Raw genomic sequence first — 12,626 nt, 5'->3', positions numbered from 1 at the left:
TTGGAGCGTGCGGAGCGGGGTGGTGTGACACCGCTGGATCCGGATACCGCCGTCGGCCTCCTGGGTGCCATCACCGGAACCGAAACCGTCGTGGATATCGACTGGGAGCGTTTCGTCCCCGCCGCGACCGCCGTCCGTGCCAACCGTTTCTGGGACGAGATCGCCCCCGCCGAGGCGGCCACGGGCGCCATGCGTCAGGACACCGGCCTCCGCGAGCGGCTCGCGGGCCTGCCGGCCGCGGTGCGCCGTACGGCGGTGATCGATGTCGTACGGGGGCAGGTGGCGGCGGTGCTCGGTTTCCGCGACCCGGGGAGCATCGAACTCACGACGGCCTTCCGTGACCTCGGCTTCGACTCCCTGACCGCGGTGGAGCTGCGCAACGGGCTCGCGGCCGAGGCCGGTCTGAGGCTTCCCTCGACGCTCGTCTTCGACTATCCGACCACCACCGCCCTGGCCGAGTACCTCCTGGGCGAACTCGGTGACGGTTCGGCCGATGGCGGCGGCCTGGACGCCAGTTCCGAGCTGGACCGGCTGGAGGCCACCCTGCTGGCCCTGCCCGCACAGGAGGTCGCACGGCTGCGCCTGTCGAGCAGGCTGCAACAGCTAATGAAACGACTGGAAGCCGGGGCGGACACCGACGACTCCGGTCGCATCTCGGCGAAGATCGAGGCCGCGACGTCTGAGGACATCTTCGACCTTATCGACAACGAGATCGGGGCGCGGTGAGCCTGATGGGCAATGAGGACAAGCTTCTTGAGTACCTGAAGAAGGTCACCCTCGAACTGCATGACACCAAGCAGCGCCTCCGCGATGTGGAGGCCGCCGGTGCGGACCCGGTGGCCGTGGTCGGGATGGCCTGCCGCTTCCCCGGAGGCGCCCTCTCGCCTGACGGCCTGTGGGAGCTGGTGGACGGCGGGGTCGACGCGATGGCGGGGTATCCCACCGATCGCGGCTGGGAACTGGGCGACTTCACCCCGGTGGGCGGTTTTGTGGAGGGGGCCGCCGACTTCGATCCGGCCCTGTTCGGAATCTCCCCGCGTGAGGCCCTGGCGATGGACCCCCAGCAGCGTCTGCTGCTGGAGGTTGTCTGGGAGTCCCTGGAGCGCTCGGGTATCGCCCCGCTCTCGCTGCGCGGTCTCCCTGTGGGCGTCTTCGCCGGTACGAACGGTCAGGACTATCCGGCCGCGCTCGCGATGGCGGGTGAGTCGGCCGACGGCTTCGGCGGCACGGGCAGCTCGGGCAGTGTTCTCTCCGGCCGCATCGCCTATGTCCTGGGACTTGAGGGTCCCGCCGTCACGATCGACACCGCCTGTTCGTCGTCGCTGGTCGCGTTGCATCTGGCGGCGCAGTCGCTGCGTTCGGGCGAGTGCACGCTGGCGCTGGCGGGCGGTGTGACGGTGATGTCGACGCCGGGTGCCTTCGTGGAGTTCGCGCGTCAGGGCGGGCTCGCGTCGGACGGCCGGTGCAAGGCGTTCTCGGATGACGCGGACGGTACGAGTTGGGGCGAGGGCGTCGGCGTCCTGGTCCTGGAGCGCCTGTCGGACGCGCGCCGCAACGGCCACCAGGTTCTGGCCGTCGTGCGGGGCTCGGCGGTCAACCAGGACGGCGCGTCCAACGGTCTGACCGCCCCCAACGGCCCGTCCCAGCAGCGCGTCATCCGGGAGGCCCTGACCAACGCGGGGCTCTCCGGCGGCGATGTCGACGTGGTCGAGGCCCATGGCACGGGCACATCCCTCGGAGACCCGATCGAGGCCCAGGCACTCCTCGCCACCTATGGCCAGGACCGGGACCAGCCGCTCTGGCTGGGCTCGATCAAGTCGAACATCGGTCATACGCAGGCCGCCGCCGGTGTCGCCGGGCTGATGAAGATGATCCTCGCCCTCCAGCGGGAGTCGTTGCCGAAGACGCTGCATGTGGGCTCGCCCTCGTCGCATGTGGACTGGTCGGCGGGCGCGGTCGAGCTGCTGACGGAGGCGCGGGAGTGGCCGAAGGCTCCGGACCGGCCGCGCCGGGCGGGTGTGTCGTCCTTCGGTATCAGCGGGACGAACGCGCATGTGATCGTCGAGGAGGCGCCGGTCGCCGCCCCGATGGAGCCGGAGGCCGAGGCCACCCCGGAGGCTCTGTCGCTGCCGGTGGTGCCGTGGCTGGTGTCGGCGAAGTCGGCTGACGGTGTGGCGGCGCAGGCGGATCGGCTGGGCTCGGTCCTGGACCGGGATCCGGCGGACGTGGGCTTGTCGCTGGCGGTGACGCGGTCGGCGCTGGAGCATCGGTCGTTTGTCGTGGGGTCGGACGCGCAGGAGCTGCGTTCCGGTCTGAAGGCGTTGGCGGCGGGTGAGTCGCTCCCGGTGGCCGTGGGTTCTGGTCTGACGGGTGTGGTGTTCTCGGGTCAGGGTGGTCAGCGGGTGGGGATGGGCCGTGAACTGGCCTCCGTCTTCCCCGTCTTCGCCGAGGTACTGGAGGAGGTGTGTGCCCAGTTCGACGGACTCCTGGACCGTCCGTTGAAGGAGATTCTCTTTGAGGACGCGGACGGTGTCCTCGGCCTGACGGGGTGGGCGCAGCCCGCGTTGTTCGCGGTCGAGGTGGCGCTGTATCGCCTGACCGAGTCATGGGGTGTGCGCCCTGACTATCTCGTCGGCCACTCGGTCGGCGAGTTGGCTGCCGCGTATGTGTCGGGTGTGGTGTCGCTGGAGGACGCGTGCCGTCTGGTGGCGGCCCGCGCAAGTCTGATGCAGGCACTGCCGCCCGGCGGCGCGATGTGGGCCGTGCGGGCCTCGCTGGACGAGGTCACCCCGTATCTGGTCGACGGTGTCTCGGTCGCGGCGGTCAACGCCCCCGGCCAGGTCGTCCTCTCCGGCACCCGTACAGCGGTCGAAGAGGTCGCGGTAGCGCTCACCGACCGTCAGGGCCGCTGGCTTGAGGTCAGCCACGCCTTCCACTCCGGCCTGATGGACCCGATGCTCGACGCCTTCCGCCAGGTCGCGTCGACCATCGCCTACGACCGTCCGCGCATCCCGGTCGTCTCCACCCTCACCGGCGAGGTCATCGAAGAGTTCTCGGCGGACTACTGGACCGACCAGGTCCGGGGCACGGTCCGGTTCGCGGACGCGATCACTCACCTCACCGGCCTGGGCGTGACCCGTTTCCTGGAGGTGGGCCCGGACGCGAGCCTGGTCGGCGCCATCGATGAGACCGCCGACGAGGTTCTGGCCGTCGCGCTTCTCTCCCGTAAGCGTGCGGAGCCGGTCACGGCTGTCACCACCCTGGCCCGGCTGTGGGCGGACGGCGGGACGGTGGACTGGGCGGCCTTCTACGCCCCCACCACCGCCCGCACCACAGACCTCCCCACCTACCCCTTCCAGCACCAGCGCTACTGGCCCACCGCGAGGCTCTCCGCGGGGCCGCAGCCGTTGGGGACCGCGCGGGCGGGGCATCCGCTGCTGCATGCCGTGGTCACGCTGGCCGGTGACGGGGAGGTGCTGCTGCTGGGTGGGTTGTCGGCGGCGGCGCAGCCCTGGGTGGCCGATCACCAGGTCGCCGGAGAGATCGTGTTCCCGGGCACGGGGTATCTGGAGTTGGCGCTGTGCGCGGGGGACCGGGTCGGGTGTGAGCGCGTCGAGGAGCTGACGATCACGACCCCGATGGTCGTCCCGGCGAGCGGCGTGGTGCATCTTCAGGTACTGGTCGGTGCGCCGGACGAGGACGGGTGCAGGTCGCTGCGGATCGCCTCCCGGCCGGCTGACGAGGGGTCCGAGCGCTGGACGCACCACGCCAGCGGGACGCTCGCCCCGGCGAGGTCGGAGGAGACCGCCTCCTTCGGGTTCGCCGAGTGGCCGCCGCCGGGCGCGGAGGCCGTGGAGGTGAGCGCCCTGTATGACGGGCTGGCCGACCTCGGTCTCCAGTACGGTCCCGTGTTCCGGGGCCTGCGTCAGGCATGGCGGCGGGGCGATGAGCTCTTCGTGGAGTCGGAGCTGGCGCAGGGGGCGCGGCGGGCGGACGAGCCGTTCGCGTTGCATCCGGCTGTGCTGGATTCCGTGCTGCACTCGCTCGCCCTTCCCGCGGAAGCCGTGTCGGCTGAGGAAGTGGGTGCCGACGAGGGGCGGCGGGAGCCGGGACGGCTGCCGTTCTCCTGGAGCGGGGTGGCGCTGTACGCCGTGGAGGCGACCGCGCTGCGGGCGCGGCTGACGGTCAGCGGCAGTGAGAGTGTCTCGCTCCAGGTCGCGGACGGGTCCGGGCAGCCGGTGGCGGAGGTCGACTCCCTCACGCTGCGGCCGATGGACGTGGCGTCCATCGCGCCCGGGGGCGCACCGCGTGACTCCCTCTTCCAGGTGGACTGGTCACCGGTGGCCACCCCGGAGCGGGAGGGCGCGTTCGTCCTGCTCGGTGCGGGAGGGACGCCGGAGTCAGCCCAGGGGACATCCCACCGGGACCTGGCGGGGCTGAGGGAGGCCCTCGACGCGGGGAATCCGGTCCCCGCGAACGTGGTCGCGGTCGTGACCGGCGCGCACGGCACCCTCAGTACGGTGGAGACCCTCGCCGAAGGGGACGCCACCGGGGCCACCGAACCGGCCGGGGCCACGCATCGCGCGGTCCTCCGTACGCTCGGCCTCATCCAGGAATGGCTCTCCGACGAGCGGCTGGAGGAGAGCAGGCTCACCCTCGTCACGACGGGTGCCCAGGCGATCGGGGCCGGGGATACGGTGACGGATCTGGCGGGGGCGGCGGTGTGGGGCCTGGTGCGCTCGGCACAGTCCGAGCACCCGGGCCGTTTCCAGCTGCTCGATCTCACCGGCCACGACCTCGCCGCGCTCACGCCTGGCGACCGTATGTCTGCCGTCCCGGATCCCGCCGACCGTACGCCTACCGACCGTACGCCTACCGACCGAACGCCCGCCGACCGTACGCCTACCGATCGCGACCCCGCCGAAGCCACGTCCACGGGCCGCGACCCCGCCGCCCTGGACCGTGCCGCTCCGGACCGTGCCCTCCCTGGTCTCGCCGCCGCCGCCGACGGCGTCGTCCTCCCGCTCGTGTCCCGGGCCATCGCCTCCGACGAACCACAACTCGCCGAGCGGGACGGCGGTCTGCTCGCCCCTCGTATCGTGCGGGTGTCCGAGGGCGAGCGCCGGAATCCGGGCGCGGGCGAGCCGGTCCCCCTCTGGGACACCACCGGCACGGTCCTCGTGACCGGTGCGACCGGGGAGCTGGGCGGGATCGTCTGCCGTCATCTCGTCGCCCGGCACGGGGTGCGGCACCTTCTGCTGGTGAGCCGCCGTGGCTCGCGGGCGCCCGGGGCCGGTGCGCTCGCGGCGGAACTGGAGGGTCTGGGAGCGCGGGTCACCACGGCGGCCTGTGATGTGACGGACCGCGCCGCGCTCACCGCCCTGCTGGCCGCCGTCCCCGCCGACCGGCCGCTGACCGGAGTGGTCCACACGGCGGGTGTGGTCGCCGATGCCACGGTGACCTCGCTCGACGCGGAGCGGGTGGGGCGGGTGCTGCGGCCGAAGGTCGATGCCACCCTGCTGCTGGACGAGCTGACACGGGACCATCCGCTCACGGCGTTCGTGCTCTTCTCGTCCGTCTCCGCGACCGTGGGGGCACCCGGGCAGGGCAACTACTCGGCGGCCAACGCGTTCCTGGACGCCCTCGCCGCGCGGCGCCGTGCGAGTGGACTGCCCGCGCTCTCCCTCGGCTGGGGCCTGTGGGAGCAGACGAGCACGATCACGGGTGGTCTGGGGCAGTCGGATGTACGACGGATCGCGCGCGGCGGTGTGATCCCGCTCAGCGCGGCCGACGGCACCGCCCTGCTCGACCTCGCCATGACGGCGTCCGCGCCCGTGACCCCAGCGCCCGCGGCCTCCGCGTCCCCCGCCTCGCCGACGACCTCCACGCCCGAGCCCGAGCCCGCGAACCAGCCCACGCCCACGCCCGCGAACCGGGCCGCGCTGCTGCCGGTACGGCTCGATCTCGCCGCGCTGCGCGGGACGGGCGAGTATCTGCCGCCGCTCTACCGCTCACTGGTGCGACGGCCGAGGCGGCGCGCGGCCGAGACGACGTCCACCACCGCCGCCGCGCTGGTGGAACGGTTCAGGGAGCTCTCCCTCCAGGACCGCCGGGCCGCCGCGCGCGAGCTGGTCCGGGCACAGGCGGCGACCGTACTGGGCCATGACACGGCCGACGGGGTCGCCGTGGACCAGCCCTTCCGTGACCTCGGCTTCGACTCGCTCACCGCCGTCGAACTCCGCAACCACCTCAACGCGGCGACCGGGCTGCGGCTCTCCGCGACGCTGGTGTTCGACCACCCCACCGCCGCGGACGTCGCCGACCACCTGCTGGAGAAGCTGCTCGGAGCCGCGCCCGCCGTGGCGCGCGCCGAGCCGCGCCCGCGCACCGTGGGCGGTGCCGAGGACCCCGTCGTCATCGTGGGGATGGCCTGCCGCTACCCCGGGGACGTACGGAACCCCGATGACCTCTGGGAGCTGGTGGCGACCGGCTCGGACGGGGTGACCCCGTTCCCCGCCGACCGGGGCTGGGACCTGGAGCGGCTGTACGACGCGGATCCGGACGCGGGTGGCGCGACGTATGTCCGCCAGGGCGGCTTCCTGCACGAGGCGGCCGACTTCGACGCGGACTTCTTCGGCATCTCACCCCGTGAGGCGCTGGTCATGGACCCGCAGCAGCGGCTGCTGCTGGAGACCTCCTGGGAGGCGATCGAGTCCGCCGGAATCGCGCCGTCCGATCTGCGCGGCCAGCGGACCGGTGTCTTCGCGGGGGTGATGTACCACGACTACCTCTCCCGGCTGCGGTCCGTGCCCAAGGGCGCCGAGGGCTTCCTCGGTACGGGCTCCGCGGGCAGTGTGGTCACCGGCCGGGTCGCCTACCTCCTGGGTCTCGAAGGGCCCGCGGTCACCATCGACACGGCCTGTTCCTCCTCCCTGGTCGCCCTGCACCTGGCGGCGCAGGCCCTGCGCGAGGGCGAGTGCGCCATGGCCCTCGCCGGGGGAGTGACGGTGATGGCGACGCCGGGCACCTTCATCGACTTCAGCAAGCAGCGCGGGCTCGCCCAGGACGGCCGCTGCAAGTCGTTCGCGTCCGCCGCCGACGGCACCGGCTGGGCGGAGGGCGTCGGCGTCCTCCTGCTGGAGCGCCTGTCGGACGCCCGCCGCAACGGGCACCGCGTCCTCGCGGTGGTCCGGGGCTCGGCGGTCAACCAGGACGGTGCCTCCAACGGCCTGACCGCCCCCAACGGCCCCGCCCAGCAGCGCGTGATCCGCCAGGCCCTGGAACGCGCCGGACTCCACCCCTCCGAGGTCGACACCGTCGAGGGCCATGGCACCGGTACGGTCCTCGGTGACCCGATCGAGGCCCAGGCCCTGATCGCCACCTATGGCCAGGAGCGCCCCGACGACGATCCGCTCTGGCTCGGCTCCATCAAGTCCAACATCGGTCACGCCCAGGCGGCGGCCGGTGTCGGTGGTGTGATCAAGATGGTGCAGGCCATGCGGCACGGGATCCTTCCACGGACCCTCCACGTCGACGAGCCGACGGCCCAGGTGGACTGGTCGGAGGGCGCCGTGCGGCTGCTCACCGAGGCCCGTGACTGGCCGTCGGCCGACCGGCCCCGCCGGGCCGGGGTCTCCTCCTTCGGCATCAGCGGGACGAACGCCCACGTCATCCTGGAGGCCCCGGCCCCCGAGCCCGCCCCGGTCCCGGCCCCCGCCGCACCGGAGACCGCCCCCGAGCGGACCACCCGACCCCTCACCCCCCTCCTCCTCACCGCCCGCACCGAGGAGGCCGTCCGCGCCCAGGCCGCCGCCCTGCGGGCCCATCTGGACCGCCACCCCGGGACGGACCCGCTCGACGTGGCCTACTCGCTGGCTGCCACGCGTACGCACTTCGACCGGCGCGCGCTCGTCATCGGCACCGACCGGGCCACGCTGCTCGCCGGGCTCGACGCGGTCGCCGCCGGGACCACGGCACCGCAGGTCGTGCACGGCAGGTCGACCGAACGGAAGGTCGCCTTCCTGTTCACCGGGCAGGGCAGCCAGCGCGTGGCGATGGGACGGGAACTGTACGAGGAGTTCCCGGCCTTCACGGAGGCGTTCGACACCGTGTGCGCGGCCCTGGACCGGGCCCGGGAGTCCGACCCCGGGACCGACGCCCCGCGGCCCCTGCGCGAAGTGGTCTTCGCGGACCCCGACGGGCTGCTCGACGGCACCGGCCACGCCCAGCCCGCGCTCTTCGCGATCGAGGTCGCCCTCTTCCGGCTGCTCGCAGCCCATGGAGTGGCCCCCGACCACCTCGTCGGGCACTCGGTCGGCGAGCTGGCCGCCGCCCACGTCGCCGGGATCCTGTCGCTGGACGACGCCTCCCGGCTGGTCGCGGCGCGCGGCAGGCTGATGGCGGCGCTGCCGCCCGGCGGCGCGATGCTGGCCCTGCGCGCCACGGAGGAGGAGATCGCGCCCGTGCTGCCGGACGGTGTGGACATCGCCGCCGTCAACGGGCCCGACGCCCTGGTCCTCTCCGGCGAGGAAGCTCCCCTCCTCGCGCTGGCCGAGCGCTTCGCCGACCGCGCCAGCAAGCGGCTGCGGGTCAGCCACGCCTTCCACTCCGCCCGGATGGAGCCGATGCTGGCGGAGTTCCGCGAGATCGCGGAGTCGGTGACATACCACCCCGCGCGGATCCCCGTCGTCCCCACCGCCGGTCCCTCCGGCACACCGGACGCCGAACGGATGCGGCACGCGGAGTACTGGGTGCGGCAGGTGCGCGAGAGCGTCCGCTTCCACGACGCGGTCACCCGGCTGACCGAGGCGGGCGTCACCAGCTTCGTGGAACTGGGGCCCGACCCCGTACTGACCACGGCCCTGCGCGAGGCGGGGAGCCTCCTCACCGGAGCGGGTCGGCCACCGCTCACGGCCGCCACCCTGCGGCGCGGACGCCCGGAGACCACCACCTTCGCCGCCGCGCTCGGCACCCTGCTGGCGCAGGGCACCCGGGTGGACTGGGAGGGGTTCTACGCGGACAGCGGCGCGCGCCGGGTGGATCTGCCGACGTACGCGTTCCAGCGCCGGCGCTACTGGGCCGACGCCACCGAAGGGCCCGCCGACCTGGCCGCGGCCGGACTCGGCCCGGCCGGGCATCCGCTGCTCGGCGCCTGTCTGCCACTGCCCGACGGCGGGTTCGTCTGCACCGGACGCTTCTCCTCCGGGGCGCACCCCTGGCTCGCGGACCACACCGTCGCCGGTACCGCCGTGGTGCCCGGCACCGCGCTGCTCGACCTCGCCGTCCACGCGGGTGACCACGTCGGCCACGGCCGGGTCGGCGAACTGGTCCTGGCGGCCCCGCTGCCGCTGGACTCGGCCCGCGAACGGCGGGTCCAGCTCGTCACCGGCCCGCCCGACGACAGCGGCGACCGGACGGTACGGCTGCTCTCACGGCTCGCCGACGCGCCCGCCGACGCCCCCTGGACCACCCATGCCAGCGGCACCCTGACCACCGGCGCGCCGGAGTCCGCCAACCCCCCGCACACCACCGCCACCACGCTCTGGCCCCCGCCGGACGCCCTCCTCGTCCCCCTGGACGACCTCTACGCGCCGCCGTCCGCCGTGGCGCCCGACGGCGACACGGCCCCCGACGAGGAGACGGCCCCCCAAGGCGTCGCCTACGGGCCCGCCTTCCAGGGGCTGCGCGCCGCCTGGCGCCGCGACGGCGAGCTGTTCGCGGAGGTGACACTCCCCGACCCGCTGCACGAGGACGCCCCGCGGTACGGAATCCACCCGGCCCTGCTCGACGCGGCCCTGCACGGTGTCGCGCGTCTGCTGCCCGACGCGGCCGGACGCCTGGTCCCGTTCGCCTGGAACGGGGTCGAGCTGCACGCCGAGGGCGCCACCACCCTCCGCGTCCACCTCACCGCGCTCTCCCCGGAGCGGCTGGCGATCAGCGCCGCCGACCCCTCGGGGCATCCGGTCGCCACGGTCGACTCCCTCACCCTGCGGCCCCTGGCCACCGGCCCCGCCCCGTCCGGGACCGACACGCCCCCGGCCCTCGACGACCTGTTCCAGGTCGAGTGGACCCCGCTGCCGGCCGGCCAGGACCCGCCGGAGGACGCGGCCGCCCGCCGTCTGGTGCTGGTCGGCTCCGACTCCCTGGCCATCGCCGAGCCGCTGGCCGCCGCCGGGGTGCCCGTCGAGTCGTTCGCCGACCTGCCCGCGCTGGCGGCGGCCGTCGCCACGGGCATGACCCTCCCCGAGACCGTGCTGGTCACCTTCGACGGCACGGCCGCCCTTCCCGCCGAAGCGCTGCCCCACACGGTACGGACCGTGACGGCCGCGGCCCTGGAGACCGTACGGCAGTGGCTCGCCGACAACCGGTTCGCCGAGGCCCACCTGGTGTGCGTGACCCGCTCCGCCGTGGCGGGCGGCGACGGCGGTGGCGGTGGCGGTGTTGACGGAGTCACCGACCTGGCCTGCGCCCCCCTGTGGGGGCTGCTGCGCACCGCCCAGTCGGAGAACCCCGGCCGGTTCGTCCTCGCCGATCTGGACGGGTCCCCGGAGTCGGTACTCGCCCTGCCCACCGCCCTGGCTTCGGGCGAACCCCAGCTCGCCGTCCGCTCCGGCCTCGCCTACGCCGCCCGGCTCGCCCGTGTCACCACCCCGGCGGCCCCGGTGGCCGTGAACGCCTGGAACCCCGACGGGACCGTTCTGCTCACCGGCGCCACCGGTGCCCTCGGCGGTCTGGTCGCCCGGCACCTGGTCACCGCGCGCGGGGTGCGGGCGCTCCTGCTGCTCAGCCGGAGCGGCGCCGACAGCCCGGCGGGCGCCGCCCTCCGCGACGACCTCACCGCGCTCGGCGCGGAGGTCACCCTGGCCGCCTGTGACACCTCCGACCGCGACGCCCTGGCGGCCGCCCTCGCCACGATCCCGGCCGAACGGCCGCTGACCGCGGTGCTCCATCTCGCCGGGGTCCTCGACGACGGGGTGGTCACGGCCCTGACCCCGGAGCGGTTCGACACCGTGTACCGGGCCAAGGTGGACGCCGCCTTCCATCTGCATGAGCTGACCCAGGGCCACGATCTGGCGGACTTCGTCCTCTTCTCCTCCTCCGCCGCCGTCTTCGGCACCCCGGGCCAGGCCAACTACGCCGCCGCCAACGCCTTCCTCGACGCCCTCGCCGAGCGGCGCCGCGCCGACGGACTGCCCGCCACCTCCCTCGCCTGGGGCGCCTGGGAGGGCGGCATGGCCGCCCGGCTCGACGGCGCGGACCGGGGCAGGATGGCCCGTGGCGGGGTGCTCGCCCTGACCGAGCGGGAGGGGCTCGACCTCTTCGAGGCGGCCCTGGGCACCGGGCTGGCCTCCCTCGTACCGCTGCGGCTCGACACCGCGGCACTGACCCCCGGCACCAGCCCGCTGCTGCGGGCCCTGGTCCGTCCCACCGCCCGTCGCGCGGTCGCCGCCGCGGCCGCCGGGCCCACCCTCGCCCACACCCTGGCCTCCCTGGACGAGGAGGGCCGCCGGACGGCCCTCCTGCGGCTGGTACGGGAGGTGACGGCCACCGTCCTCGGTCATCCGGGGACGGACGGGGTCGAACCGGAGCGGCCCTTCCTCGAACTCGGCCTCGACTCGCTCACGGCGGTGGAGCTGCGGAACGCGCTGGCCGGGGCCACCGGGCTGAAGCTGCCCGCGACGGTCACCTTCGACCACCCGACCCCCCTCGCCCTCGCCGCACAGCTGCACACCGAACTGGCGCCCCAGACGGGCCCGGAGCCCGAGGCCGGGGTGCCCGGGGCGGCCGGGGACACCGTGGGGACGCTCTTCCGGCGGGCGTTCGAGGACCGCAAGCTGCGGGAGGGCTTCGAACTGCTCAACGCCGTCGCCGCGCTGCGGCCCTCCTTCGCCGACCCCGCCGAGGTGACCCAGTCGCCGACCTCGGTCCGGCTGGCGCGCGGACCCGAACCGGTCCGGCTGATCTGCTTCAGCTCCCAGGTGGCGCTCGCGGGAGTACACCAGTACGCCCGGTTCGCCTCGGCCCTCCGGGACATCCGGGATGTCACCGCCCTCGCCGTCCCCGGCTTCGCCACCGGTGAACCCCTGCCCGCGACCGAGGAGGCCCTGGTGGGCCTGCTGGCCCGGATGGTGCGGGAACAGTCCGGCGGCGCGCCCGTGGCCCTGCTCGGCTCCTCCTCCGGCGGGGTGCTGGCCTATGCCACGGCCGCCCGGCTGGAACGCGACGGCGACGGACCTGCCGGAGTGGTCCTGCTCGACACCTATGTGCCCGGGGACGACTCACTGGACCAGTTCGAGGACCAGCTCCTGGGCGGGATGTTCGCCCGGGAGGCGAGCTTCGCCCGGATGGACGCCGCCCGGCTCTCCGCGATGAGCTGGTACTTCAACCTGCTGGGCGGCTGGCGCCCCGAGCCGCTGACGGCGCCCCGGCTGCTGGTGCGGGCGGGTGAGCCGATGGCGGGCGGCCAGGACCTGGCGCCGGAGCGCTGGCAGACCCAGTGGAGCGCGGCCGACACGACCGTCGACGTCTCCGGGAACCACTTCACCATGATGGAGGACCTGGCCGGGGAGACGGCCCGCACGGTGGACACCTGGCTGCGCGGCCTCGCCGGCTGACCGGCCGCCGGG

At 74.1% G+C, this 12,626-nt stretch carries 1 protein-coding gene and 1 pseudogene; both read left to right on the top strand.

Features of this window, described 5'->3' with window-relative positions; genetic code table 11:
- Nucleotides 1–207: 207 nt before the first annotated feature.
- Nucleotides 208–477: pseudogene (locus ACFVIM_RS26470) on the top strand (acyl carrier protein); the annotation flags it as partial.
- Between the two features lie 254 nt (nucleotides 478–731).
- On the top strand, nucleotides 732–12,614 hold the full coding sequence (locus ACFVIM_RS26465; RefSeq protein ID WP_384306057.1) for a type I polyketide synthase: 11,883 nt from the start codon (nucleotides 732–734) through the stop codon (nucleotides 12,612–12,614).
- Nucleotides 12,615–12,626: the final 12 nt, after the last annotated feature.

This window comes from Streptomyces sp. NPDC057638, from assembly GCF_042800315.1.
Taxonomy (GTDB): domain Bacteria; phylum Actinomycetota; class Actinomycetes; order Streptomycetales; family Streptomycetaceae; genus Streptomyces.
The sequence above is the reverse complement of the archived record's forward strand: the minus strand, read 5'-3'. Positions and strand labels throughout refer to the sequence as shown.